This is a genomic window from Diaminobutyricimonas sp. LJ205 (genome assembly GCF_009755725.1).
Lineage (GTDB): Bacteria > Actinomycetota > Actinomycetes > Actinomycetales > Microbacteriaceae > Ruicaihuangia.
Genome location: NZ_CP046619.1, coordinates 1,534,930 through 1,559,660 on the forward strand (window position 1 = coordinate 1,534,930; position 24,731 = coordinate 1,559,660).

At 66.2% G+C, this 24,731-nt stretch carries 25 protein-coding genes; 17 read left to right on the forward strand and 8 right to left on the reverse strand.

All coding sequences use genetic code 11. The annotated features are described in order from the left end of the window. Positions 1 to 8: 8 nt before the first annotated feature. Positions 9 to 839: an undecaprenyl-diphosphate phosphatase gene (locus tag GO591_RS07290; protein ID WP_157156211.1), complete on the forward strand. Its 831-nt coding sequence runs from the start codon at positions 9 to 11 to the stop codon at positions 837 to 839. A gap of 9 nt (positions 840 to 848) precedes the next feature. Continuing rightward, positions 849 to 2,069 carry a cysteine--1-D-myo-inosityl 2-amino-2-deoxy-alpha-D-glucopyranoside ligase gene (mshC, locus tag GO591_RS07295; RefSeq protein ID WP_157156212.1) on the forward strand — a complete coding sequence of 407 codons (1,221 nt, stop codon included), beginning with the start codon at positions 849 to 851 and terminating at the stop codon, positions 2,067 to 2,069. On the opposite strand, the gene GO591_RS07300 is transcribed toward mshC, so the two are convergent. Then, the gene (locus GO591_RS07300; RefSeq protein WP_232466314.1) at positions 2,056 to 2,949 is read right to left on the reverse strand and encodes a PAC2 family protein; all 894 of its coding nucleotides are present in this window, start codon (positions 2,947 to 2,949) and stop codon (positions 2,056 to 2,058) included. The genes mshC and GO591_RS07300 overlap by 14 nt on opposite strands. A gap of 82 nt (positions 2,950 to 3,031) precedes the next feature. Between GO591_RS07300 and GO591_RS07305 the strand changes: the two genes are divergently transcribed. Genes GO591_RS07305 through lnt form a run of 9 tightly spaced genes read left to right on the forward strand, consistent with a single transcriptional unit; the run spans position 3,032 to position 12,861 of the window. Further along, entirely contained in the window at positions 3,032 to 3,703 is a 672-nt protein-coding gene (locus tag GO591_RS07305; RefSeq protein WP_157156214.1) for an HAD family hydrolase, read from the forward strand. Then, on the forward strand, positions 3,703 to 4,713 hold the full coding sequence (locus GO591_RS07310; RefSeq protein ID WP_157156215.1) for a tRNA (adenine-N1)-methyltransferase: 1,011 nt from the start codon (positions 3,703 to 3,705) through the stop codon (positions 4,711 to 4,713). Before GO591_RS07305 ends, GO591_RS07310 begins: the two co-directional genes overlap by 1 nt. A gap of 41 nt (positions 4,714 to 4,754) precedes the next feature. After that, positions 4,755 to 5,708, forward strand: a complete 954-nt coding sequence (locus GO591_RS07315) for an FKBP-type peptidyl-prolyl cis-trans isomerase (protein WP_157156216.1) — start codon at positions 4,755 to 4,757, stop codon at positions 5,706 to 5,708. Positions 5,709 to 5,726: 18 nt separating this feature from the next. Continuing rightward, a complete protein-coding gene (locus GO591_RS07320; protein ID WP_157156217.1) occupies positions 5,727 to 6,710 on the forward strand; it encodes a helix-turn-helix transcriptional regulator in 984 nt (327 codons plus the stop codon). Continuing rightward, positions 6,703 to 7,683 carry a helix-turn-helix transcriptional regulator gene (locus tag GO591_RS07325; protein ID WP_157156218.1) on the forward strand — a complete coding sequence of 327 codons (981 nt, stop codon included), beginning with the start codon at positions 6,703 to 6,705 and terminating at the stop codon, positions 7,681 to 7,683. The genes GO591_RS07320 and GO591_RS07325 overlap by 8 nt, the downstream gene beginning before the upstream one ends. 40 nt (positions 7,684 to 7,723) lie before the next feature. Beyond that, the gene (tatA, locus tag GO591_RS16035; RefSeq protein ID WP_157156219.1) at positions 7,724 to 7,942 is read left to right on the forward strand and encodes a twin-arginine translocase TatA/TatE family subunit; all 219 of its coding nucleotides are present in this window, start codon (positions 7,724 to 7,726) and stop codon (positions 7,940 to 7,942) included. Between the two features lie 47 nt (positions 7,943 to 7,989). Then, positions 7,990 to 8,790, forward strand: a complete 801-nt coding sequence (tatC, locus tag GO591_RS07335; protein ID WP_157156220.1) for a twin-arginine translocase subunit TatC — start codon at positions 7,990 to 7,992, stop codon at positions 8,788 to 8,790. Then, positions 8,787 to 11,225 carry a DEAD/DEAH box helicase gene (locus tag GO591_RS07340; protein WP_157156221.1) on the forward strand — a complete coding sequence of 813 codons (2,439 nt, stop codon included), beginning with the start codon at positions 8,787 to 8,789 and terminating at the stop codon, positions 11,223 to 11,225. Before tatC ends, GO591_RS07340 begins: the two co-directional genes overlap by 4 nt. Further along, positions 11,200 to 12,861, forward strand: a complete 1,662-nt coding sequence (gene lnt / locus GO591_RS07345) for an apolipoprotein N-acyltransferase (RefSeq protein ID WP_232466316.1) — start codon at positions 11,200 to 11,202, stop codon at positions 12,859 to 12,861. The genes GO591_RS07340 and lnt overlap by 26 nt, the downstream gene beginning before the upstream one ends. Positions 12,862 to 12,896: 35 nt before the next feature. Here the strand turns inward: lnt and GO591_RS07350 are convergent, their stop codons facing one another. From GO591_RS07350 to GO591_RS07365, 4 genes are all read right to left on the reverse strand, one after another. Next, entirely contained in the window at positions 12,897 to 13,262 is a 366-nt protein-coding gene (locus GO591_RS07350; RefSeq protein ID WP_157156222.1) for an RNA polymerase-binding protein RbpA, read from the reverse strand. A 136-nt stretch (positions 13,263 to 13,398) separates the two neighbouring features. Continuing rightward, positions 13,399 to 14,142: a glycerophosphodiester phosphodiesterase family protein gene (locus GO591_RS07355; RefSeq protein ID WP_232466317.1), complete on the reverse strand. Its 744-nt coding sequence runs from the start codon at positions 14,140 to 14,142 to the stop codon at positions 13,399 to 13,401. Positions 14,143 to 14,150: 8 nt separating this feature from the next. Further along, a complete protein-coding gene (locus GO591_RS07360) occupies positions 14,151 to 15,062 on the reverse strand; it encodes an SPFH domain-containing protein (protein WP_157157822.1) in 912 nt (303 codons plus the stop codon). A 29-nt stretch (positions 15,063 to 15,091) separates the two neighbouring features. Beyond that, positions 15,092 to 15,574, reverse strand: a complete 483-nt coding sequence (locus GO591_RS07365; RefSeq protein ID WP_232466321.1) for an NfeD family protein — start codon at positions 15,572 to 15,574, stop codon at positions 15,092 to 15,094. A gap of 77 nt (positions 15,575 to 15,651) precedes the next feature. Here GO591_RS07365 and GO591_RS07370 point away from each other — a divergent pair, with 77 nt between their 5' ends. The 5 genes from GO591_RS07370 (at position 15,652) to GO591_RS07390 (ending at position 22,035) form a co-directional block, all read left to right on the forward strand. Beyond that, positions 15,652 to 16,416: an SDR family oxidoreductase gene (locus GO591_RS07370; RefSeq protein WP_157156224.1), complete on the forward strand. Its 765-nt coding sequence runs from the start codon at positions 15,652 to 15,654 to the stop codon at positions 16,414 to 16,416. A 61-nt stretch (positions 16,417 to 16,477) separates the two neighbouring features. Further along, positions 16,478 to 18,475: a S9 family peptidase gene (locus GO591_RS07375; protein ID WP_157156225.1), complete on the forward strand. Its 1,998-nt coding sequence runs from the start codon at positions 16,478 to 16,480 to the stop codon at positions 18,473 to 18,475. 70 nt (positions 18,476 to 18,545) lie between these two features. Then, complete coding sequence (locus GO591_RS07380) at positions 18,546 to 20,933, forward strand: ATP-binding cassette domain-containing protein (RefSeq protein WP_157156226.1); 2,388 nt, start codon at positions 18,546 to 18,548, stop codon at positions 20,931 to 20,933. A 22-nt stretch (positions 20,934 to 20,955) separates the two neighbouring features. Continuing rightward, the gene (locus GO591_RS07385) at positions 20,956 to 21,390 is read left to right on the forward strand and encodes an iron chaperone (protein ID WP_157156227.1); all 435 of its coding nucleotides are present in this window, start codon (positions 20,956 to 20,958) and stop codon (positions 21,388 to 21,390) included. A 198-nt stretch (positions 21,391 to 21,588) separates the two neighbouring features. Beyond that, complete coding sequence (locus tag GO591_RS07390) at positions 21,589 to 22,035, forward strand: CHRD domain-containing protein (protein WP_157156228.1); 447 nt, start codon at positions 21,589 to 21,591, stop codon at positions 22,033 to 22,035. A 106-nt stretch (positions 22,036 to 22,141) separates the two neighbouring features. On the opposite strand, the gene GO591_RS07395 is transcribed toward GO591_RS07390, so the two are convergent. The 3 genes from GO591_RS07395 to GO591_RS07405 form a co-directional block, all read right to left on the reverse strand. After that, positions 22,142 to 23,374, reverse strand: coding sequence for an epoxide hydrolase family protein (locus tag GO591_RS07395; protein WP_157156229.1), 1,233 nt, complete (start codon positions 23,372 to 23,374; stop codon positions 22,142 to 22,144). Between the two features lie 132 nt (positions 23,375 to 23,506). Next, positions 23,507 to 23,845, reverse strand: a complete 339-nt coding sequence (locus GO591_RS07400) for a type II toxin-antitoxin system PemK/MazF family toxin (RefSeq protein ID WP_232466323.1) — start codon at positions 23,843 to 23,845, stop codon at positions 23,507 to 23,509. Beyond that, entirely contained in the window at positions 23,830 to 24,036 is a 207-nt protein-coding gene (locus GO591_RS07405; protein ID WP_157156231.1) for an antitoxin MazE-like protein, read from the reverse strand. The genes GO591_RS07400 and GO591_RS07405 overlap by 16 nt, the downstream gene beginning before the upstream one ends. 98 nt (positions 24,037 to 24,134) lie before the next feature. On the opposite strand from GO591_RS07405, the gene GO591_RS07410 reads away from it, so the two are divergent. Continuing rightward, positions 24,135 to 24,668, forward strand: a complete 534-nt coding sequence (locus GO591_RS07410; protein WP_157156232.1) for a 2'-5' RNA ligase family protein — start codon at positions 24,135 to 24,137, stop codon at positions 24,666 to 24,668. The last annotated feature ends 63 nt before the right edge of the window (positions 24,669 to 24,731 follow it).

The window sequence follows — 24,731 nt, forward strand, 5'->3', positions numbered from 1 at the left end:
GGAGCCGCGTGTCGTTTATCGAGGCGATCATCCTCGGCCTGATCCAGGGCCTCACTGAATTCCTTCCCATCTCGTCGAGCGCGCACCTGCGCATCGCCGGCGAGTTCCTGCCCAGCGCAACCGACCCCGGTGCCACGTTCACGGCGATCACGCAGATCGGCACCGAACTGGCCGTGCTGGTGTACTTCTGGAAGGACATCACCAGGATCATCGGCCGCTGGTTCCGCCACTTCGGCGGTGGCATCCCGCGCCACGATCCGGACGTGCGGATGGGCTGGCTGATCATCATCGGCACCCTCCCGATCGTGCTGATCGGGTTCTTCGGCCAGGAGTACATCCGCTCGGTGTTCCGCAACCTCTGGCTCGTGGCGATCGTGCTGATCGTGTTCGGCATCCTGCTCGGCCTCGCCGACCTGCTCGGTCGCAAGGACCGTGAGCTGAAAGACCTCACCTACCCGCACGGTGTCTGGCTGGGCCTGGCGCAGGCGCTCGCCCTCATCCCCGGCGTCTCCCGGTCCGGGGCGACCACGACAATGGGCCGCGCGCTCGGCTATAACCGCCCCGCGGCGGCACAGTACGCGTTCCTGCTTGCGGTGCCCGCCGTGTTCGGCAGCGGGTTCTACGAGCTGTTCAACAGCTTCGGCGAGCCGATGGGCCACTACGGATATGCGGAGACCGCGGTCGCCACGATCGTCGCGTTTGCGGTGGGTCTGGGCGTGATCGCGTTCCTGATGAACTACATCTCGAAGCGCTCGTTCCTGCCGTTCGTGATCTATCGCATCGCGCTCGGGGTGCTGCTGCTGATCCTTCTCTCAGCTGAGGTTCTCTCGCCCGTTTAGGATCAAGGCATGCAGTCTTGGAACAGTCCCGCCCGTCCCGCGCTGCCCGGTCAAGGACCCGTTCCCATGCTGTTTGACACGGTGTCGCAATCGGTGCGCCCGGCCGAACCGCGCGACGGCGTCGCTGGGCTCTACGTCTGCGGCATCACGCCGTACGACGCCGCACATATCGGCCATGCCGCCACCTACCTCGCCTTCGACACGCTGGTGCGGTTGTGGCTCGACGCCGGGTACGAGGTGCGCTACGCGCAGAATGTGACGGATGTCGACGACCCACTGCTCGAGCGCGCCGCGCAGACCGGCGTCGACTGGCGCGATCTCGCGGCCGAACAGACCGAACTGTTCCGGCAGGACATGCAGGCGCTCGGCGTGATTCCGCCCGACCACTTCATCGCCGTGACCGATGTGATCGACCCGATCGCCGAGGCCGTCGCCGATCTCGTCGACCGAGGGTTCGGCTACCGGGTGGATGACGATGTGTACTTCGACAACGCCGCCGCCGAAGCAGGCGCGCCCTGGCGGCTCGGTGAGGAGTCACGCCTCGACGAGAGCACGATGCTCGAGTTGTTCGCCGAACGCGGGGGAGACCCGCAGCGCGCCGGCAAGCGGAATCCGCTTGACCCGCTGCTCTGGCGGGCCGAGCGCGACGGCGAGCCGGCCTGGGCATCTCCGGTCGGCCCCGGCCGCCCCGGCTGGCACATCGAATGCTCGGTGATCGCGCAGCAAACCCTCGACATCCCGATCACCGTGAACGGCGGGGGATCCGATCTGGTCTTCCCGCACCACGAGTTCAGCGCCGCGCACACCGCTGCGCTCACCGGCACGCCCCTGGCATCGTTGTACTCGCACGCCGGGATGGTCGCCTATCAGGGCGAGAAGATGTCGAAATCGCTCGGCAACCTGGTCTTCGTGTCGAAGCTTCGCTCCGCCGGAACCGACCCGCGCGCCATTCGGCTGGCGCTGCTCACCGAGCACTACCGCCAGGACTGGGACTGGACCGATGAGTCGCTGACCGCCGCCGAAGCGCGCCTGGTGCGCTGGGTGGCCTGGGCAGCGACCGAGCAGGGCGACGACGACTCTCTCGTCGCCGAACTGCGGACTCTACTGGCGCACGATCTGGACACGCCGGCGGCGGTTGCCGAAGTCGACCAGCACGTCGCGCGGCAAACGCGGCCGAGTTCCGTCTCGCTGGACGCGATTGAGGCGCTGCTGGGGATCAGCCTCCGCTAGGGCGCCAGGGGTCCTCGCCCGGACCACCATGTCCGCCGCGGCCGTCGCGGCGATCGCGGCGCCGCAGGTACTTCTCGAACTCCTCGGCGATCGCGTCGCCGCTGGCCTCGGGCGCCTCAACCGCGTCACGCGCGGCTTCGAGCTGGTGGATGTAGGCCGACATGTCGTCGTCGTCGTTGGCGAGCGCGTCGATTCCGGTCTCCCAGACCGCCGACTCCTGCACCAGTTCGGTGCGGGGGATCACCACGTCGACAACTTCCTCGAGCTTGTCCAGCAGCGCGAGGGTCGCCTTCGGAGACGGCGCATTGTGCACGTAGTGCGGCACCGAGGCCCAGATCGTCATGGTGGGGATGCCGGCTTTCTCCGCAGCATCCGCCAGCACCGACAGGATGCCGACCGGTCCCTCATACACGCTTCGTTCCAGCCCGAACTCGTGCCGCAACTGCGGGTTCTCACTGCTGGCGAACACGGAGATCGGCCGGGTGTGCGGCACATCGGCCAGCATCGCCCCGAGCATCACGATCCCGGTGATGCCGCTGTCGATCACGGCCTCCATGATCTCGCTGGTGAACGTCTTCCAGCCCCGTGAGGGCTCCGTTCCGGTGAGCAGGTACAGCGATGACCGGCTCGGCTGGGTCGGCCCGTACATGGTCACGCTCGGCCACACGATCGCCCGCTCGCCGTGCTCGTCGCGTTCCACCATCGGCCGATTGAACTGGTAGTCGAAGTAGTCCTCCGGCTCGACTTCCGCGATCGGGTAGACCTCGAGCTGGTCGCGGAGCACATCGATCGCTCCGCTCGCCGCCTCGCCTGCGTCGTTCCAGCCTTCGAACGCGACGACCAGGATGCGGCCGCTGGTGAATACAGTCGTATCTGGCACTCTCATCCTTGCCTCGCCCAGCCGGGGCGGCCGGGTGCTTTCAGTCAAGGATAGAACCCTCGCCGATTTAGACTGGTTCGTTGTGACTACGCTGACCCCCGCCGCGGTGCTCTGGGACATGGATGGCACCATCGTCGACACCGAACCGTACTGGATGGATGCCGAGACCCGCCTGGTCGAGGAATACGGCGGCACCTGGAGCCACGCCGACGCGATGGGCCTCGTCGGGCAGGGGCTATGGCACTCCGCCCGCATCCTGCAGGACCATGGCGTCGCACTGACCGAAGACGAGATCATCGGCGCGCTCACCAGCCGGGTGCTGCAGCAGATCGATGTCGAGGTGCCCTGGCGGCCGGGAGCGCGGCAGCTGCTCGCCGAACTGCGCGAAGCCGGCGTCAAGACCGCCCTGGTCACCATGTCGATGCGCCGGATGGCCGAACGGGTCGCACAGGCGATCGATTTCCCCGCGTTCGACGCGATCGTCGCCGGCGATGACGTGACCCGCAGCAAGCCGCACCCCGAACCGTACCTGCTGGGCGCCGATCTGATCGGCGTCGCCGCCACCGACTGCGTCGCGATCGAAGACTCCGCGCCCGGTATCGCTTCGGCCGTCGCCGCCGGTGCGACGACGATCGGGGTGCCCCTGCACACCAGCATTGCCGACAGCGACCAGTACACGCTGTGGCCGACGCTCGACGACCGCACGATCGCCGATCTGGTGGCCGTGCACACAGCCCGAAACAGGAGCCTTTGATGACCCACGTCCTGCGCCGCCAGAGCGGCCCATTCCGAGCCGGCGACCGGGTGCAGCTCACCGGCCCGAAGAACAAGCTGCATACCATCACCCTCGAAGCCGGCAAGGTCTTCCACACCCACCGGGGGATGCTGAACCACGACGGGATCATCGGGCTCCCGGATGGCTCGGTGCTCGAGGCATCGAACGGCGACAAGTACCTGGCGCTGCGCCCGCTGCTGAACGACTTCGTCATGTCGATGCCGCGAGGTGCGGCCATCATCTACCCGAAGGATGCCGCCCAGATCGTCGCCTTCGCCGATATCTTCCCCGGCGCGACCGTCGTCGAGGCGGGCGTCGGCTCGGGGGCGCTGTCCCTGTGGCTGCTGCGGGCGATCGGTTCGGAAGGTCACCTGCATTCCTTCGAGCGTCGCGAGGAATTCGCGGATGTCGCGCGCGGCAACGTCGGCAGCTTCCTCGGCGCTGACCCCACCAACTGGGATGTCACCGTCGGTGACCTCGTGGAAGCCCTGCCTGCGACCGTTCAGCCGGGCACCGTCGACCGCGTCGTGCTTGACATGCTCGCCCCATGGGAGTGCCTGCCGGTTGTCGCCGACGCCCTCGCGCCCGGCGGCCTGTTGGTCTGTTACGTGGCCACCGTCACCCAGCTGTCCCGCGTCGCCGAGGCGATCCGCGGCACCGAACTGTTCACCGACCCCGACCCGTTCGAGACGCTCGTGCGCGGGTGGCACGTCGAGGGCCTGGCCGTTCGGCCGGACCACCGGATGATCGGTCACACCGGCTTCCTGGTCACCGCCCGGCGCCTCGCCCCCGGCGCCGTGCTGCCGCAGACCAAGCGTCGCGCGTCGAAGTCCGACTACAGCGATGAGGATGTTGAACTGTGGACTCCCGGCGCGTTGGGGGAGCGGAGCGCGAGCGACAAGAAGCTCCGCAAGTCCGCGCGTGAGGCTCAGCGCACTGCCGAAAGGGCGGCCGAGGCGGAGTCATCCGCAAATAGCGACAACAAGTAGAGTTATTCTGCCCGTCCCGCGATCAATCGAAAGAAGGATTCGTGCGCAAGACTCCCGCGCTCGTCGTCGCCGCAGCATTGCTGTCGACCCTGACTGCTTGCACTGCCCAGGCGAATTGCGGGGCTCCGTACCCCTCGGGCACGGCGTCCGAGCTGGTCTCCGCCAGTGGCTCGGTGGGCAATGCGCCCCGCGTGACCTTCCCGACCCCGCTCTTCACCTCGAGTACCGAGGTCTCGGTCCTCGAGGACGGCGAGGGTCAGCCGTTGCGCGAAGGACAGGTCGCCGACCTGCAGCTGACGCTGCTGCACGGTGAGACCGGCACCGAGATCACCTCGTCCAGCTACGACGAATCGCAGCCGATCCGGCGCACCGTCGGTGACCCGGAGGACTTGTTCGGCTCGGCGCTTGAGTGCGCGAAGGTCGGCAGCCGGGTCGTCGCGGCCACGACCGTCGCCGAGGTCTATGGCGCCGACACCCTCGACCCGCGGCTCGGACTGGCCAACGAGGACACCCTGATCGCCGTCATGGACGTGCAGGACGCCTACCTCGGCCGCGCCAACGGAGCCGACCAGCTGGGCAAGCCGGGCTTCCCGGCCGTGGTCACCGCGCCGGACGGAACGCCTGGCGTGACGATCCCGAACTCGGACGCGCCGGACGACCTGAAGATCGCCGTCACCAAGCAGGGCGACGGTGAAACGGTCGAAGAAGGCGATGAGGTCATCGTGCATTACTCCGGATTCGTCTGGGAGTCGAGCGCGGTATTCGACAGCACCTGGGCGACGAAGTCACCGGCGACTCTCACCGCCGAAAGCATCGAGGACAACCCGCAGTCGGGCCTGCCCGCCGGATTCGCCGAGGCGCTCATCGGGCAGCAGGTCGGCTCCCAGATCGTTGCGGTGGTCCCGCCGGAGTATGGCTACCCAGAGGGCGCCGTACCCGCCATCCCCGCCGGCTCGACGATCGTGATGGTCTTCGACATCCTCGGCATCGAGTAGGCCGGAGGAGTCCTTGTCGTGAGCGCCATCCAACGTGTTCCCGTCGAGGAACGACTGTTCTCGCTTGTCCTGGCGCTCCTCGCGAGCGACAACGGGCTCACCAAGACCGAGATCCTGTCGACCGTGCAGGGGTATCGGCAGCGGTACTCGCCCGCGGGTGACAACTCCAACTTGGAACGTCAGTTCGAGCGCGACAAAGACGACATCCGCGAGCTCGGTGTGCCGCTTGAGACGCTCGACAGCCCGATCGACCCCGGGAACAACCAGAACGCTCGCTACCGCATCCCGCGCGGCAATTACGAGCTGCCCGACGACATCACCTTCACTGCTGAGGAAACCGCGCTGCTGAATCTCGCCGCGATGGTCTGGCGGGAGGGCTCGCTGTCGGACCAGTCGCGACGCGCGCTGATCAAGCTGCGCGGCCTGGGCGTGGAGACCGCCGAACCGGTGCTCGGCTACGCACCTCGGGTGCGGGTGCGCGACGCCGCCTTCGAGCCGCTGAACGCCGCCCTCTCGAAACGCGTCGTGGTGAGCTTCGACTACCTGAAGCCGGGCGAGGCCGAGGCGGGAAAGCGTACCGTGCTGCCACTCGCGCTGGTGCAGCACCAGGGACGCTGGCACCTGTACGCGGAGGACACCGCGAACGGTGCCACCCGCACATACCTGTTACGCCGAATCGTCAGCAAGGTGACCACCGGCAAGCCGTTCGACGAGCGCCCCGGCGACCACTCCGCTACCGCGCTGGCCGGTCTAGACGAAGTCTGGCGCAGCAACGTCGCCGAGCTCCAGGTCGAGGACGGTACGGATGCCGCCACCCGACTGCAGAAGCGGCGCGGCACCGAGCGCACCGACTCCGGGACCCTGCTGATGCACTTCACCGACCTGAACGTATTCGCCGACGAACTGACCTCGTACGGCCCGGAGGTGCTGGTGCTCTCACCCCCGGAACTCCGTGAAGCCGTCCGCAGCCGGCTCGTGCTCGTGGCGGTGAAACATGGCTGAGAAGCGCACTCAGATGCAGGCCCAGGACAAGCTCGCGTTCCTGCTGTCGCTCGTGCCGTACCTGATGGACCATGACCGGGTCAGCGTCGCCGAAGCCGCGCGTCACTTCGGGGTCAGCAAGCAGCAGATCCGCGACGCGGTGATGATGCTGGTGGTCAGCGGCATCCCCGGTGACACCCGCACCTATCAGCCCGAGGACCTGTTCGACATCGCCTGGGACGACTTCGAGGAGCACGACGAGATCGTGCTCACCAATATGGTCGCGATCGACGAGACTCCGCGGTTCTCGGCCAGGGAGGCGGCCGCCCTGATCGCCGGACTGCAGTACCTGTCCGCGCTGCCCGAGCACGCCGACCGCGCCGCGATCGCTTCACTCACCGACAAACTGTCCCGCGGGGCATCCGCTCTCCCGGCCGCCGTCGCGGTGGAGGGGTCCACCTCGGACGAGACCATCTCCTTGATCCGCCAGGCTGTCGAACAGGGCGTGCAGCTCGGCTTCGACTATCTCAACGCGCGCGGGGAGCGGGAGCGCCGGCGCGTCGACCCGTTACGCGTCGACGCGGTCGACACCGACTGGTACCTGCGCGGTTGGGACCACACCCGGGAGGCGTTCCGCACCTTCCGGCTGGACCGGATGTCGGCGCCCGAGATCACCGACGAGCCGATCAACCACCGCAGTGCCGATGTTCCGGTCCCTGACACCCTGTTCGTGGGGTCGAGCGAAGACCTCACCGTGACCATCGACATTGCCCCGTCCGCGCTGAGTCTTCTCGGCGACTACCTCGACTCGAGCAGTGCCCCGGTCGAGGTTCCAGGCGGACTCCTGCGGGTCACGATCCGGGTGGCGCACTACCACAGCCTCAAGCGCCTGATTGCGGGAATGCCGGGGCTGGCGACCGTCCTTTCACCGGATGAAGCCCGGGCCGTTGTGCAGGACTGGGCAATGACCGGAGCCGACAGGTACGCAGAGTAGACTTTTACCATCCCTCAGCACCGAACCGAAGGACGCGCTAATGCTCTCTGGCCTGCAAGGCTGGGAATGGATCATCCTCCTAGTCATCATCCTTCTGTTGTTCGGCGCTCCTAAGCTGCCCGCCTTGGCGAAGAGCCTCGGCCAGTCATTCAAGATCCTCAAGTCGGAGGCGAAGTCTGACAAGCAGCCGAAGGACGAGCAGTCCAAGGACACCGAGGAGCCCCCGGCAACGTCGTCTGAGACGACGCCGAAGCCGTAGTCGCCGTGGCCGCGCGCGCGAAGCGGGGCGCGAACCGCGAACGTCGGATGTCGCTTAAGGAACACCTCCTCGAGCTACGGAAGCGGCTGTTCATCTCGGCAATCGCGATCGTCGCTGGAACAGTCATCGCCTTCATCAGGGTCGGCGAGATTCTGCCCTTCACCAAACTGGGCGACTTCTACATCGCCGGGTGGGTCTGGGCACAGTTACGCGCTCCGGTGCTGCAGATCGCCGCCGAACAGGGACGTACAGCCGAGATCAACTACAGCTACATCACCGAGTCCTTCGACATCATGATGGGCATCGCGATCGGCGTCGGTGTGATCATCACCAGTCCGATCTGGCTGTACCAGATCTGGGCGTACTTCGCGCCTGCGATGCAGCGCAAGGAGAAGCGCTACACCATCGGCTTCCTCGTGTCGGCGGTGCCGCTATTCCTCGCCGGCTGCGCAGTCGGATGGTTCATCCTGCCGAACATGGTCGGCCTGATGACCGGGTTCGCACCGATCGAGGACACCACATTCCTGCAGGCGAAGACCTACCTCGACTTCACACTCAAACTGATCCTCGCGATCGGTATCGCGTTTGTGCTGCCGGTGTTCCTGGTGCTGTTGAACTTCGCCGGCGTGATCTCGGCGTTGGCCATCCTCAAGGGCTGGCGGATCGCGATCCTGTTGATCGCGGTGTTCACCGCGCTGGCCACCCCCGCGGCCGACATCGTCAGCATGTTCATGCTGATGGTGCCGATGATCCTGCTGTACTTCACCGCGTGGGGCATCGCCTGGGTGCATGACCGCCGGGCCAGCAGGCGCAGCGCCGCCCTCGACGCCGAACTCGCAGGCGCATGACGACCGAACTGTCGCCGGCCGAGCGCTACGCGGCATCCCAGGCCCGCCGCGCCAGCGTGCGGCTGCAGGCCTTCCGCGACCGGCAACGATTCGATCTCGACCCGTTTCAAGAGGCCGCCTGCCAGAGCCTGGACGAGGGCCGCAGCGTGCTGGTCGCCGCGCCGACCGGCGCAGGAAAGACCATCGTGGCCGAGTTCGCGGTGTTCCTCGCGATGTTCGAAACCACGGCGAAGGTGTTCTACACGACACCGATGAAGGCGCTCAGCAACCAGAAGTTCAACGAGCTGGTCGCCGAGTACGGTGCGGACCAGGTCGGCCTGCTCACCGGGGACACCAACATCAACAGCGGGGCGCGGATCGTCGTAATGACGACCGAGGTGCTGCGCAACATGCTCTATGCCGACAGCGACCTGCTGCAGAACCTTGAGTACGTGATCATGGACGAGGTGCACTACCTCGCCGACCGGTTCCGCGGCGCCGTCTGGGAAGAAGTCATCATCCACCTGCCGCAGTCGGTGCGGATGGTGTCGCTCAGCGCGACCGTCTCAAACGCCGAGGAGTTCGGCGACTGGCTGCAGGCCGTGCGCGGAGACACCGATGTGATCGTCTCCGAGGAACGCCCGGTGCCGCTCGACCAGCACGTGCTGATGCGCACCAAACTGCTCGACCTGTTCGAGACCGTGCCGGGTCATGCCACCGCCAACCGAGTGAACCCCGAGCTGGTGCAGCTGGCCCGCGGAGGCGGCGGCAGGGCCGAACGCTCTGGCCGGAGACATCCGGCGGTCCGCGACCGGCGCGGTAACCCGGACCGGATGGACCGGATGGACCGCCCCGAGGTGGTGGCCATGCTCGCGTCGAAGAACCTGTTGCCGGCGATCTTCTTCATCTTCTCCAGGGCGGGCTGCGACGCGGCCGTCCGTCAGGTGCTGCGCGCTGGAGTCGTGCTCACCGAACGGCATGAGCGTGACGAGATCCGCGCGATCGTCGAGGACCGCTGCCGCACCCTGCTCGACGAAGACCTTGCCGTGCTCGGCTACTGGGAATGGTTGGAAGGCCTCGAGCGGGGCGTCGCCGCGCACCACGCCGGGATGCTGCCCGCCTTCAAGGAAGTGGTTGAGGAGCTGTTCCAGCGCAAGCTGGTTCGGGCGGTCTTCGCCACCGAGACCCTCGCGCTCGGAATCAACATGCCCGCCCGGACGGTGGTCCTCGAGAAGCTTGAGAAGTTCAATGGCGAGGCCCGGGTGCCGATCACGCCGGGGGAGTACACCCAGCTGACCGGGCGCGCCGGCCGCCGCGGTATCGACGTCGAGGGGCACTCGGTGATCCAATGGGTCAGCGGGCTGGACCCGCAGGCGGTCGCGTCGCTGGCCTCGCGGCGCACCTACCCGCTGAACTCCAGCTTCCGGCCGACCTACAACATGGCCGTCAACCTGATTGCCCAGTTCGGACGCGAGCGCACCCGCGAGATCCTCGAGTCCTCGTTCGCGCAGTTTCAGGCAGACCGTTCGGTCGTCGACCTCGCCCGCAAGGTGCGCGAGATAGAGAAGTCGCTCGGCGGATATGAAGAGGCGATGACCTGCCACCTCGGCGACTTCCGCGAGTACGCCACGATCCGCCGCGAGCTCACCGATCTTGAACGCAAGGGACAGTCGCGGGCCGACATGTCCAGCCGGGCCGAGCGGGATCGCCGCCAGCGTCAACTGAACGGGCTCCGCAAGCGGCTCCGGGCGCACCCCTGCCACGGGTGCTCAGACCGGGAGGCGCACGCCCGCTGGGCCGAGCGGTGGTGGCGGCTGAAGAAGCAGGGTGACCAGCTGACCAGCCAGATCCGCGGCCGCACCGGTGCGGTGGCGAAGGTCTTCGACCGGGTCACCGATGTCCTGCAAGAGATCGGTTACCTCGTGGTGGCCGAAGACGGCACTGTCGCTCTCAGCCAGCATGGCCGAGTGCTGCGGCGAATTTATGGAGAACGGGACCTGCTCGTCGCCGAGTGCCTGCGCCGCGAGGTGTGGACCAAGCTCGACGCTCCAGCCCTGGCCGCGATGGCCGCTGCGATCGTCTACGAGCCGCGCCGCGAGGAGGGCGAACAGAGCGAACGGATGTTGCCGCGCGGACCGTTCCGGGAGGCCCTCGACCGGACGGGCGATCTGTGGGCGCGACTCGACGATCTCGAGCGCGACAACCGACTGCCGGGCTCCGAGCCGCTCGGCACCGGGTTGTGCCTGGCCATGTACCGCTGGGCGCAGGGAGCGCCGCTCGACACCGTGCTGCGCGACGCGGACCTGGCCGCTGGCGACTTCGTCCGCTGGAGCAAACAGACCATCGACCTGCTCGACCAGCTCTCGGTCGTCGCTGACGGACCGGTCGGCCGCACCGCCCGGGCAGCGCTCGACGCGATCAGGAGGGGCATTGTCGCGTACAGCAGCGTCGCCTGAGGAACAGTCGCTTAGGCTGGATGGCACCGTGATCAGCCCCAGCTCCACCCGACCCACCCGCCGCCGCCTCCGCATCCAGCTCGGTGTCCGGGGGGAGTTACCGCTCTGGCTAGCGCTAATCGTTGCCGCCGTCGCCGGCCCGGTGCTTGATGCGGGCTTCCCCGACCTTGGCCTGTGGCCGCTGACTTTCGTCGGTATCGGGCTCGTGCTGATCGCCGTGCGCGGTCAGAACGTGCCGCGGAGCCTGCTCATCGGTTTCGTCGCCGGTGTCAGCTTCTACGGGATCCACGTCCAGTGGGCGACACTGTTCCTCGGCGTGGTGCCGTGGGCGGCCCTGTCCGTGCTCGAGGCGCTGTTCTTCGCCCTCGGCACCATGGCGATCGCCCTTGCCTACCGCTGGCTGCCACGCTCGCGCCGAGGCACCCTGGAGCGACTGCTGTTCCTGCCGGTCGTGGTCGCCGGGTTGTGGACCGCACGAGAAGCATGGGCAAGCGTCTGGCCCTACGGCGGATTCTCCTGGGGCCGAGTGGCCCAGTCGCAGTCGGAATCTCCGCTGGCGCCGTTGTTCGCCTGGCTGGGCACGTCAGGCGTGAGCTTCGTCATGGTGCTGTTCGTCGCGATGGTCATCGAGGCGGCCACTCTCCGGACCGCGCGGCCCACCGTCCGGCTCATCCCGGCCGCGGTCGTGCTGGTCGCGATGGTCGCAACCCCCGTGTTCCCGGTTGCCGTGCACGACAGCCTCCGCGTCGGCGCGGTCCAGGGCAACTCGAAGGCCGGCTACTTCGACGTGCGAGACCTGGGCGACAATCTCCGCGACCACGTCGAGGCGACCGAACCGATCCTCGACGAGGATCTCGACGTCATCGTCTGGCCGGAGGCGGCATCCGACATCAACCCGCTGGTGTCGACCTCAGCGTCGGACGTGTTCGACCGGATCGCTGACGAAGCCGGTGTGCCACTCGTGGGCGGCGCGATCACCGAGCGTGACGGCGAACTCTTCAACACCTCGATGCTGTGGCAGCCCGGAGTGGGCCCGACCGACCACTACGACAAGAAGCATCCGGTGCCATTTGGTGAATACGTGCCCGATCGCGAGTTCTGGTCCGCGCTGGCCCCGGACCTGATCGGCATGATCGCGCGCGACTACACCCCTGGGACCACCGACATGGTCTTCGACCTGGGACCGGCGATCGCCGGCATCAACATCTGTTTCGACATCGTCGACGACCAGATCATGCGGGAATCCGTCGAGCAGGGCGCCCAGATCATCTTCGCGCAGACCAACAACGCCGACTTCGGACGCACCGACGAGAGTGTGCAGCAGCTGGCCTTCGCGCGGATCCGCGCCCTCGAACTGGGGCGCAGCGTGGTGAACATCTCCACTGTGGGAACCAGCGCGATCATCGCACCGGATGGCTCGACCATCGACGAGCTGGAGTGGTTTACGCGCGACGCGATGGTCGCCGAGGTACCACTCAGTGACACCGAGACTCCCGCGCTCGTGATTGGCCGCCAGCTGGAGTGGCTGGCCGCCGCGGCGGGCGTGCTCGGTCTCGGTTTCGCCGGCCTATGGCAGGCTCGAGCCCGGCTGGAGCGGAAGGACGCAGACAGCAAGAAGGGCCAGCCCGCAGGCTGACCCTTCGGTCGATTCCGAAATCGGAACGGTGCTGTCTACGCGCCGATCTTCTGCTGTCCCCGACGAGCGCGCAGGTACGCCAAGCGCTCCTCAAGAAGTTCCTCGAGCTCGGGGCGCGTCCGGCGCTCCAGGAGCATGTCCCAGTGCGTACGAGGCGCCTTAGTCTCGGCGGCTTCCGTCTGCACGAGTTCACCCTCGTCGCTGAGCAGTCGGCCTTCCTGACCGCTCTTCGGCGACTGCCAAACCTCGGGGACCTCCGCCTCAGCGGCAAACATTACTGAGAATGTGGAACCGTCATCGCAACGGTAAACACTTCTCTTTCGCGGGGAGAACTCGACGCCTTCTTCGCTCTGCAGGCTCTGTGCGCCCAGTCTCATCCCACGCAAACTGCGATCCGCCATCGTGTGGCCTCCTTCTTCGCGATGCAACTCACGAGTATGAACCAAGAAGCTGGGCGTTTCCTTCCCACAGCCACCTAACTCCCTTTGGTTAAGGCTGCCGAGACCTCGGAATCCCTCGCCCAGCCTGCAGAGAACTTCAGCGCGCGCGAATCAGCTCCAGCGCAAGATCCGCCCGATCGGTCACCAGACCATCGATCCCGGCGTCCAGCAACCGGCGCATGTCGGCCACCTCGTTCACCGTCCAGACGTGCACTTCGATACCCACCCGATGGAAGGCGTTCAGAATCCGCGGTGTCGACACGGTGAGCCCTAAGGTCTTCTCGGGAACCTGCAGCGCATCCAGCCCACGCAGCGCAAGCCGCTGCAGCGGACGGGCGCCGGATGCCGCGGCGAGCAGTGCGGCGACGAACCGAGGTGCGCTGGCCGACGTCGCGACACCCGGCAGCAGTTCTACCGCGGCGCGGCGCCGACGCTCACTGAACGAGGTGAGCAGCACCCGGTCGCGAGCATAGGCATCGCGGACCGCCTGCACGGTGGGGATCACGGCATCCGCTGATTTGATGTCGATGTTGAACCGGGTGTCCGGGAACGCGTCGAGGGCTTCCCGCAGTGACGGCAGTGTCTGCCCCAACCCGAGCGGCACCCTGGCCAACTCCTCGGCGGTCAGGTCGGCCACCCGTTCCGGCCGGCTGGCGACGCGTTCCAGGGTGTCGTCATGGCTGACGATCGCCACGCCATCAGCGGAGGCGTGCACATCGGTCTCGACGTGGCTCACCCCCAGCGCGACGGCCTCCATGAAGGCCAGCATGGAGTTCTCGGGCGCGGTCGTCGCCAGTCCACGGTGCGCAAGCACCCGCGGGGGAGCGGGACTGAAATACACGGCGGGACTTACTGCTGCGGCGGCGTTCCCGGTGCAGGCGTTCCCTGCGCGGTGAATGCCCGGCTGAGGTTCTTCATACCCTCGGTGAGCTCGGCAGGCACGATCCACAGCTTGCTGGCCTGTCCATCGGCGATCTTCGGGAGCGTCTGCAGGTACTGGTACGCGAGCAAGGGAGCGTCGGGGTTGCCGTCGTGGATGGCGCTGAACACGATCGAGATCGCCTGCGCCTCACCTTCAGCCCTCAGCACTGCGGCGCGCGCGTCGCCCTCGGCCTCGAGGATCGCGGCCTGCCGGGCGCCCTCGGCCGTGAGGATCGCCGACTGCTTGGTGCCCTCCGCGGTGAGGATGAGCGCGCGCCGGTCACGCTCGGCACGCATCTGCTTCTCCATCGAGTCCTGGATCGACAGGGGCGGGTCAATCGCCTTGAGCTCCACCCGGCCGACGCGGATTCCCCACTTCCCGGTGGCTTCGTCGAGCACGATGCGCAGCTGGCCGTTGATCTCATCACGGCTGGTCAGCGCCTCTTCGAGGTTCAGCCCACCGACGACGTTACGCAGCGTGGTTGTAGTCAGCTGTTCGACCGCACCGAGATAGTTGGCGATCTCATACGTGGCGGCCCGCGCATCCGTCACCTGGAAGTAGACCACCGTGTCGATCGAGACGACCAGGTTGTCCTCGGTGATCACCGGTTGCGGCGGGAAGGAGACCACCTGCTCGCGCATGTCGATGAGTGGGCGCATCCGATCAATGAACGGAACCAGGATGTTCAGGCCCGGGTTGAGCGTCTTGTGATACTTGCCAAGCCGTTCGACAACTCCGGCCGTCGCCTGCGGCACGATCCGGATGGCCCGGAAAATGACCACGATCACGAAGATCGCGACCAGCAGGATCAGCACGTACAGCAGGACGTTCCCGACAATCTCGGCTACAACGCTCTGGGTCGAAACAATCACTCAGGGGTCCTTTCCACGGGCACAACCACGGCGGTCGCCCCCTCGATTGCGGTCACGATGACGCGTTCGCCCTCGACGAGGGCACGGTCCTCGGTGAGGTGAGACAGTCGCGAGGTCCAGGTCTCACCGTTGGCGAGCTTCACGTAGCCGCCGCCGTCGACGAAGTCGCGCATCACGCGGCCCTCCATGCCGAGCAGGGCGTCGACGTTGCTGCGCGCCGGATCGGCGCCGGTCCTCAGCAGTTGTTGCAACGGCGGTTTGACGAAGAACAGCAGCAGCAGCGAAAGCGCCGCGGCGATGATGATCTGCAGCCACCACGGGCCACCGGCCAGGCCGCTGACGAGGCCGCCGAGACTCCCGATCGCCAGCATCAGGAACGTTAATTCGGCCGTGGAGACCTCGATGATCACGAAGATCAGGATCAGCGCCAACCAGAAAACCCAGGCATATGTCGTCAGGAACTCTGGCAAAATCGGCACTCCTTTGGTGTCGGCTGGCATCAAGCTATCACCCGGCTCGGGCTGGGCACGGCAACGAGTTGATAGTGTCGAGTCTCGTGAGCAACCCACTTGAGCCTGGTTCCCTGTCCGGTAAGCGAGCACTCGTCACTGGTTCGTCTCGCGGAATCGGCGCCGACACGGCGACCTATTTCGCCGAGGCCGGTGCGCGTGTCGTCATCAACTACCGGAACAAGGAAGGGCGGGCGAACAAGCTCGTCGGCCAGATCGAAGAAGCCGGCGGCTCTGCTATCGCGGTGGGCGCCGATCTCACGGACCCGGCGTCGGTGGCCACCATGTTCGACACCATTGCCGAGGAGTTCGGCGGTCTCGACATCCTCGTCCTGAACGCCTCCGGCGGCATGGAGAGCGGGATGGCTGAGGACTACGCCATGCTGCTCAACCGCGACGCGCAGGTGAACGTGCTGCAGGGGGCAATGCGGCTGCTCGGCGAGGGCTCCCGCGTGGTCTTCGTGACCAGCCACCAGGCGCACTTCATCCGCACTGTGCCGACCATGCCTGAGTACGAGCCGGTCGCGCTGAGCAAGCGCGCAGGCGAGGACGCCCTGCGGGCGATGATCCCCGAGCTCACCGCCGCCGGCGTCGAGTTCGTCGTGGTCTCCGGCGACATGATCGAGGGCACCATCACGGCGACCCTGCTCGAGCGAGCGAACCCTGGGGCGATCGGCGCCCGCAAGGAGGCCGCCGGAAAGCTATACAACGTGAGCGAGTTCGCGGCTGAAGTTGCGCTGGCCGCGGTGTCGCCGGTCCCGGAAGAAAACACGCGCTACGTCGGCGACGTGTCCGACTTCCAGACCCGGTAAGTTTCCACGCTCGTAACTTGCTGACCGGTAACACCGCCCCTTTGGGAGGAGCACTCGTCCTATGAAGACCAGCGACCTACCCCTGCTGCAGAGCGTTTCCCGGCCGACCATCGACCCGACCGGTGAACGCGCCGTGGTCTCAGTGACCCGCCCGGACTTCGAGGCGGACAGTTACGTCGGCCAACTGTGGGCGGTCCTGCTCTCCGGACGACCGGCGGCCAGACGGCTGACTCGCGGGTTCCGCGACACCGCACCGCAATTCTCCCCGGATGGCACCCTGATCGCGTTCATTCGCGCGAGCGCCGCGGATTCCGCTGGGCAGTTGCACGTCGTGGATGCGATCGGCGGCGAACCGGTGCAGGTGACCGATCAGCCGCTCGGCATCGGCGCCTTCCGCTGGTCGCCGGATGGCACCAGGATCGCCTTCACGGCGCGCGTCCCGGAGCACGGCCGATACGGGACCGTGAGTGGCCTCGGCCCTGGCGCGGAACCGGCACGACAGATCACGACCACCCGGTACAAGGCGAACGGTCTCGGGTACAGCAACGATCGCCGCAGTCACGTGTTCACCGTTCGTGTGCCGAACGTGGACGCCGAGCCCGTGTATCCCCGCAGCCCGAGCCCGGCCACGCCACAGCCGCCCGCGCGCAAGCTCGCTCCGGAACCGGTGCAGTTGAGCACAGGGGACTACGACCACCTTGAGCTGAGTTTTTCTCCAGATGGCCGGTCGCTGCTTGCCGTGTCGGCTCGCCACGAACGCCGCGACCGCGATCTGCGCACTGATCTCTGGCGATTCGACCTCAGCCAGCCTGGCAGCGAGCCGCAGCTGGTGACGGGGGAGGAGCCCAACCGCTCCATTCGCCTGGTCGAGCACACGCCGACCGGGTCGGTGCTCTTCACCGGCACGGAGCTCGGGCGCGGCGGTCGTGACTTCGTCGGTCGGAACGAGAGCCTGTACCTGCTCGACAGTGCAGGCAAGGCGCGCCGTCTCACGGATGCCGAGAGCGTTGACACCACGGACACGCAGGCGATCACCATCACCGGGGACGACTCGGTCCTGGTGCAGACCAGCGTTCGCGGCGCGTTGCACCTGCTCGAGGCTCGGCTCGGCACGAACCGCGCGGTCGCCCTCACCGCCGGACCGTTCCAGGTGCAGGGTGCGGCCGCGGCATCCGGAATCGTCGCCGTGACCCTGACTGCCGCTGACACAGCGGGGGATGTCGCCATCCTGCGTGACGGACGGCTGCAAATGCGCACCGACTTCTCGGGCGGCCTGCGGCGCGCGGGCGTGCTGCCCGCCAAGGAACTGACTGTGACCGCGCGCGATAGCTACCCGGTGCACGGCTGGGTGGTGCTGCCGAAGGGCACCGGCCCGCACCCGGTGCTGCTGAACATCCACGGTGGGCCGTTCGCGGCTTACTCGGCGTCCTTGTTCGATGAGGCGCAAGTGTACGCCGATGCCGGGTACGCGGTCGTCATGTGCAACCCGCGTGGGTCGTCCTCGTACGGGCAGAAGCACGGACGCGCGATCCGGAAGGCGCTCGGAACGGTGGACCACACCGACGTGCTCGACTTCCTCGAGGGCGCGATCGGCGAGTTCGCAAGCCTGGACGACAACCGGGTCGGCATCATGGGCGGCTCGTACGGTGGCTACCTGACGGCGTGGACGATCGCGCACGACCACCGGTTCGCGGCAGCGATCGTGGAACGCGGATTCCTGGATGCCACCGCCTTCGCCGGCAACTCCGACATCGGCACATGGTTCGGCCAGGAGTACCTCGGATCAGACCCCGAGCAGCAACGGGCCCAGAGCGCCCAGACCTACGTCGACTCGGTGAAGACGCCGACCCTCGTCATCCACTCTGAGCAGGACCTGCGGTGCCCGGTCGATCAGGCTGAGCGCTATTACCAGTCCCTGAAACGCAATGGCGTGGACGCCGAGCTAGTGCTGTTCCCTGGCGAGGATCACGAGCTGTCGCGCACCGGAAGGCCGCGGCACCGCCGGCAGCGCTTCGAGATCATCCTCGACTGGTGGCAGCGGCACCTGCCGATCGGCTGATGCGCCGAACTGGTTAAATCGAGGGAGGCCTGCCGACTGTTTCGGCGGCGTGCTGAGAGGTGGACCAACAATGAGCACTGTCACGAGCACCGACCCGAACACGGCGGCGCGACAGGTAGCCGACAGTCACGACCTGATCCGCGTGCAGGGCGCCCGGGAGAACAACCTCAAGGACGTGAGCCTCGAGCTGCCGAAACGTCGGCTGACGGTGTTCACCGGGGTGTCCGGTTCGGGCAAGAGCTCGCTGGTATTCGCCACCATCGCCGCGGAGTCGCAGCGGATGATCAACGAGACGTACAGCACGTTCGTCCAGGGGTTCATGCCGACGATGGCGCGGCCGGACGTCGATGTGCTGCAAGGGCTGACGACGGCGATCATCGTCAACCAGGAGCGGATGGGCGCCAATGTGCGTTCCACGCTCGGCACCGCCACTGACGGCAACGCATTGCTGCGGATCCTGTTCAGCAAGCTGGGGCAGCCACACATCGGATCGCCCAACGCGTTCTCATTCAATGTGCCGTCGGTGACCGGATCCGGTGCCATCACCGTTTCGCGCGGTGACAAAACAAAGTCCGAGAAGGCGACCTTCAACCAACTCGGCGGCATGTGCCCGCGCTGCGAGGGCATGGGCTCGGTCAACGACTTCGATCTGTCGGCTCTCTACGACGACACGAAGTCGCTGAACGAGGGGGCGCTCAGAGTCCCGGGCTACAGCATGGACGGCTGGTACGGCCGCATCTTCAGCGGGGCAGGGCTCAACATGGACAAGCCGATCGGCAAGTTCAGCAAGAAAGAACTGCACCAGCTGCTCTACGCAGAGCCGACCAAAATCAAGGTGGAAGGGATCAACCTCACCTATGAAGGCGTGATCCCCAAGGTGCAGAAGTCGATGTTGTCGAAGGATGTCGACACGCTTCAGCCGCACGTCCGCGCCTTCGTTGAGCGTGTGGTGACCTTCACGACCTGCCCCGAGTGCGACGGCACGCGCCTCAGCCCCGAGGCCCGGTCATCGAAGATCAAGGGGAAGAACATCGCCGACCTGTGCGCGATGCAGATCAACGATCTGGCCGAATGGGTTCGCGACCTCGACGAGCCTTCGGTGAGCCCGCTGCTGGCCGGACTGCGGCACCTCTTGGACTCGTTCGTCGAGATCGGGCTCGGCTACCTCTCACTTGATCGCCCATCGGGCACCCTGTCCGGCGGCGAGGCGCAACGCACCAAGATGATCCGACACCTCGGATCCTCGCTCACCGACGTGACGTACGTTTTCGACGAGCCTACGATCGGTCTGCACCCGCATGACATCCAGCGGATGAACAAGCTGTTGCTGCAGCTGCGCGACAAGGGCAACACGGTGTTGGTGGTCGAGCACAAGCCCGAGGCGATCGCGATCGCCGACCACATCGTCGACCTCGGGCCAGGCGCGGGCAAAGCGGGCGGCACGATCTGCTTCGAGGGCACCCTCGACCAGCTCCGGGGGAGCGACACCCTCACCGGACGCCATCTGGATGACCGGGCCACCCTCAAGCAGAACCTGCGCAAGCCGAAGGACAAGCTACAGATCCGCGGTGCAAGCACAAACAACCTGCAGGCGGTCGACGTCGACATCCCACTCGGAGCGCTCGTCGTGGTCACCGGAGTCGCGGGCTCCGGAAAGAGCTCGCTGATCCACGGTTCGGTCTCCGGCCGGGACGGCGTGGTGTCGATCGACCAGGGCACGATCAAGGGGTCTCGGCGCAGCAACCCGGCCACCTACACCGGACTCCTCGAGCCGATTCGCAAGGCCTTCGCGAAGGCCAACGGCGTGAAGCCGGCGCTGTTCAGCGCCAACTCCGAAGGTGCCTGCCCGGTCTGCAACGGCGCTGGGGTCATCTACACCGATCTGGGCTTCATGGACACCGTCTCCACGCCCTGCGATGAGTGCGGAGGCAAGCGGTTCCAGGCCGCGGTGCTGGAGTACAAGCTCGGCGGCCGGGACATCGCCGAAGTGCTCGCCATGTCGGTGATGGAGGCTGAGGAGTTCTTCGGCGCGGGAGAGGCGCGCACCCCGGCCGCGCACACTGTTCTCGACCGGCTGGCGGATGTCGGGCTCGGCTACCTGAGCCTCGGCCAGCCGCTCACCACCCTGTCCGGCGGTGAGCGTCAGCGCCTCAAGCTGGCCACGCACATGGGGGAGAAGGGCGACGTGTACGTGCTCGACGAGCCGACCACTGGCCTGCACCTGGCCGATGTGGAGCAACTGCTCGGGCTGCTCGACCGGCTGGTTGATGCCGGCAAGTCGGTCATCGTCATCGAACACCACCAGGCGGTGATGGCGCATGCCGACTGGATCATCGATCTCGGTCCAGGCGCCGGCCATGACGGCGGCCGAATCGTGTTCGAGGGCACACCCGCCGACCTCGTGGCCGCCCGCTCGACGCTCACCGGCGAGCACCTCGCGGCGTACATCGGTAACTGACCAGGAAGGAAAGAAAACTGTTATGAGCGACACTCAAGAACCCGCCGAGGGATGGACCGCAGAGGAACGCGCCGCCATGAAGGAGCGTGCGGCCGAGGTCAAGAAGGCCAAATCCCGCACGAAAGCGAACCCTGAAGAAGAACTGCTGGGCAAGATCGCCGAGATGGACGACCAGGACCGGAAGATGGCTGAGCGGATCCACGCCATCGTCAAGGACAGCGCCCCGGAGCTGAAGCCGAAGACCTGGTACGGGATGCCCGCCTACGCCAAGAACGGCAAGGTTGTCGTCTTCTTCCAGGCAGCAGGCAAGTTCAAGTCCCGGTACGCGACGCTCGGTTTCAACGACGACGCCAACCTCGACGACGGCGCGATGTGGCCGACATCCTTCGCGCTGACCGGCCTGTCTGCCGAGGACGAGGCGAAGATCAGCGAACTAGTGAAGCGAGCGGCGAGCTAGGCGCGGAGCCTTCTGCTTTACCGAATCAGGCTGTCCGTGTTTTCAAAGTCTTGAAGCGAGGGTATCGGGCGACGAGAATCTAGGTGCGGGCGGGGTGCGCTGCAACCGTCGCGAACCTGCAGATCAAGGGTCGGATCCCTCCGGCGACGTGCACGCTCCGAACGAGCCATAACGCCCGCACAGTCGAAAGGAACCGACATGCGCACACGAATTCTGGCAGCAATGGTTTCACTTGCGGGGGTGGCGGTGCTGGCGGTACCGACGACCGCGAATGCCGACGCGTCGACGAACTTCCTGCCCTTCTCGCACACCCGCCTGACCGGTGCCGTGGAGGTGCCAGGTCCCGGCGACCCGAACGGGCGCGGGTTCGCGTTCGTCCGGTGGGACACCGACGACGGGACGGTTTGCTACAACGTCTTCGTCCGTCGGATCGCACCGGCGACCGCGGCACACATCCACATTGGCGATAGGAACACGGCGGGTCCCGTCGTACAGGGACTGGAGGCCCCAACTGACGGCTACTCGTCTGGTTGCGTGGACAACGCCGCGCTCGCTGCGGCGCTAGACGCCAACCCGGACAACTACTACGTCAACGTGCACAACGCCGACTTCCCCGCCGGGGCCGTGCGCGGCCAGCTCGGCTGACGGTCGGCCGGCACCATCAGGTGGTCATCCTTCGTCCGAAGGATGACCAGTTCGTGAAAGAGGCGGCGAGCTCAGCACCGCGATCTGAACGCACTCAGTGCCGGGGTCACCGTAGGTCGCGGAAGAACGTGCGCACGTCGCCGATCAGCAGATCGGGGACCTCCATGGCGGCAAAGTGGCCGCCGCGCTCGAACTCCGACCAGTGCACGACGTTGTTCTCGCGCTCGGCGACCGGGCGAATCCCGAAGTCACCGGGGAACACCGCGACCCCGGACGGCACCTCGGAGCGTTCCGTCGGTTGCCCCCAGCTGGCCTGGGCCTCCTTGTAGAGCCGCGCCGAGGACGCGGCCGTGCGAGTGAGCCAGTACACGCTGACGTTGGTGAGCATCTGGTCGCGATCGACGGCATCCTCCGGAAGTCCGGCGGCGGGGTCGGTCCATTCCTTGAACTTCTCGACAATCCAGCCGAGCTGGCCGGCGGGGGAGTCGGTCAGGCCGATCCCCACCGTCTGCGGCCGCGTCGACTGGATGATCGCGTAGCCCGCGCCCTCCTGCAGTTGCCGTTCCAGGCCGGCGACCCGCTCCCGCTCGACCTCGGTCATCCGTGCCAGTTCGTCCGGATCTCCCATGGGAAAGCCCAGGCTTCCGTTGACGTGGACGCCCACGACGTGCTCGGAGTCGATGCGGCCCAGTGTCGGTGAGATCACCGCACCGGTGTCGCCGCCTTGGGCGCCGTACCGCTCATAGCCGAGTCGGTGCATCAGTTCTTTCCAGGCCTCGGCGATGTGCGTCATGTCCCAGCCGGTTTCGCTGGTCGGACCGGAGAATCCGAACCCGGGCATCGACGGCGCGACGACGTGGAACGCGTCGGCCTTCCGGCCGCCATGGGCGCGAGGGTCGGTGAGTGGTCCCATGATGTTCATGAACTCGACGATCGAGCCCGGCCATCCGTGAGTAATGATCAGCGGTAAGGCGTTCGGTTCGGGGGAGCGAACGTGCACAAAGTGAATGTTCTGCCCGTCGATGGTGGTGGTGAACTGTGGGAACTCGTTCAGCCTGGCCTCGTAGGCGCGCCAGTCGTACGAAATCCGCCAGTATTCGGCCAGCGGCTTCAGGTAACTGATCGGAACGCCGTAGTCCCAGTCGACGTCAGGCAGTTCGTCGGGCCAGCGAGTGTTGCCGAGTCGAGCGTGCAGATCGTCCAGCTCAGCCTGCGGAATGTCGATTCGAAATGGCCGGATGTCGGTGTCGGCGGCGTTGTTCGTGTCAGCGGTGTCGTCGTTGGCGTTGCTCTTGTAGTTGGTGTCCACGGGGGCGACGATAACGACCGTTGCGGTCATTTTCTGTCCTGTATGCCGAGCAATTCAGAACTCCCGGGCTCAGCATGTCTGGTCGCCGATAATGCACATTATGTCAAGTAGGCGATGCGAGCCACTCCTCAACCAGGGCATGCATGGATACCGGCGCCGTGTTCACCGTGCCAGCCCGAGGAACACCATCACCGCGCGTTCGACGTCGGCGAGCTGATCGGCGCTCAGCCGGCCAATCCGGTCTTGCACATTGGAGCGTCGCACTGTTGTGACCTTGTCGACCATCACGTCGCTCTCGGATTCCAGTCCAGACAGTTCGTCGGCCGACACACGAACACGCATCATCGGTGCGTCGACCAGGTCGCTTGTCAGTGGTGCCACTGTCACTGACGCAGTTGTCGCAAAGAGATCATCCTGCACGATGAGTGCGGGTCGAAGTTTCGACGCATAAACCCCGCCTGCGACCGTCCAAATCTCTCCGCGGTTCACTCGTCGTCCCATGTGGTCGACACGGACTCGATGAACTCCTGATCGTCAGACAGTCGGTCTGCCTGCGCGATCAATGACGCCTGGCGACGTGCTTCGGCTGCGAACGCTTCGGTCCGGACATCCGGCACCCAGATCTGCACCGGACGAAGTCCACGCTCACGCATCCGTCGGCGATATTCGCTTACTCGGTCGTTGACCGCCATGACTCAATGTTACATGTAACACCCGCCGACGTCACCGCCCCTCCACCGTCGCATCACGGGTGCGACGTGCCGAGGCGGGCGTCAGGGATGCGATCCGTATGCTCGGGCACGTGGAAAGTGGCGCGCTCATCGTTCCGGTTCTAGAAGCCGCGCCCGCAGTCGATCCACATCGATCGCGTCTGGATCCCTCAAGCGGGCTCGACGTTCCAGCACACGTCACTGTGCTGTTTCCGTTTGCGCCGCCGGAATCGTTGGACGATGCCTCCCTGGTGCGCCTGGCCGCGGCAGTTCGTTCCGTCCCTGCTTTCCGGGTTCGATTCAGTGCGACGTCCTGGTTCGGCGACGACGTCCTCTGGCTCAAACCTGACGATGATGGAGGATTCCGCGCGCTGACCAGGAGCGTGCGGGAAGTGTTCCCAGCAGCACTCCCCTACGAAGGTCTTCATTACGACGCGGTCCCGCACCTAACGATCGGCATGGCGCCGCTCGCCTGCTATAAACAGCTTCGCGAGGCAGAGAGTGCCGTTCATACGGATCTGCCCATCGAGACAACTGTCCGAATCGTCGAGTATGGCGTGGTCAGCGACTCGCCCGGCTCGTGGACCGTCCACCATCGCCTGCACCTCGGCTGACAAACGCTCATGAGCGGATAACGCGCGCGCCGATGGCTGAGTTTTCTGCCCATGGCGCATGCC

Bases quoted from the DNA above. Each gene is read 5' to 3' on its own strand.
- GO591_RS07405 (WP_157156231.1), bottom strand. From the start codon at position 24,036: ATGGCGGTCAACGACCGAGTAAGCGAATATCGCCGACGGATGCGTGAG.
- GO591_RS07410 (WP_157156232.1), top strand. From the start codon at position 24,135: ATGCTCGGGCACGTGGAAAGTGGCGCGCTCATCGTTCCGGTTCTAGAA.
- GO591_RS07310 (WP_157156215.1), top strand. From the start codon at position 3,703: ATGACCCACGTCCTGCGCCGCCAGAGCGGCCCATTCCGAGCCGGCGAC.
- GO591_RS07350 (WP_157156222.1), bottom strand. From the start codon at position 13,262: ATGGCGGATCGCAGTTTGCGTGGGATGAGACTGGGCGCACAGAGCCTG.
- GO591_RS07380 (WP_157156226.1), top strand. From the start codon at position 18,546: ATGAGCACTGTCACGAGCACCGACCCGAACACGGCGGCGCGACAGGTA.
- GO591_RS07395 (WP_157156229.1), bottom strand. From the start codon at position 23,374: ATGACCGCAACGGTCGTTATCGTCGCCCCCGTGGACACCAACTACAAG.
- GO591_RS07375 (WP_157156225.1), top strand. From the start codon at position 16,478: ATGAAGACCAGCGACCTACCCCTGCTGCAGAGCGTTTCCCGGCCGACC.
- GO591_RS07400 (WP_232466323.1), bottom strand. From the start codon at position 23,845: ATGGGACGACGAGTGAACCGCGGAGAGATTTGGACGGTCGCAGGCGGG.
- tatA (WP_157156219.1), top strand. From the start codon at position 7,724: ATGCTCTCTGGCCTGCAAGGCTGGGAATGGATCATCCTCCTAGTCATC.
- GO591_RS07390 (WP_157156228.1), top strand. From the start codon at position 21,589: ATGCGCACACGAATTCTGGCAGCAATGGTTTCACTTGCGGGGGTGGCG.
- GO591_RS07325 (WP_157156218.1), top strand. From the start codon at position 6,703: ATGGCTGAGAAGCGCACTCAGATGCAGGCCCAGGACAAGCTCGCGTTC.
- mshC (WP_157156212.1), top strand. From the start codon at position 849: ATGCAGTCTTGGAACAGTCCCGCCCGTCCCGCGCTGCCCGGTCAAGGA.
- tatC (WP_157156220.1), top strand. From the start codon at position 7,990: ATGTCGCTTAAGGAACACCTCCTCGAGCTACGGAAGCGGCTGTTCATC.
- GO591_RS07385 (WP_157156227.1), top strand. From the start codon at position 20,956: ATGAGCGACACTCAAGAACCCGCCGAGGGATGGACCGCAGAGGAACGC.
- GO591_RS07340 (WP_157156221.1), top strand. From the start codon at position 8,787: ATGACGACCGAACTGTCGCCGGCCGAGCGCTACGCGGCATCCCAGGCC.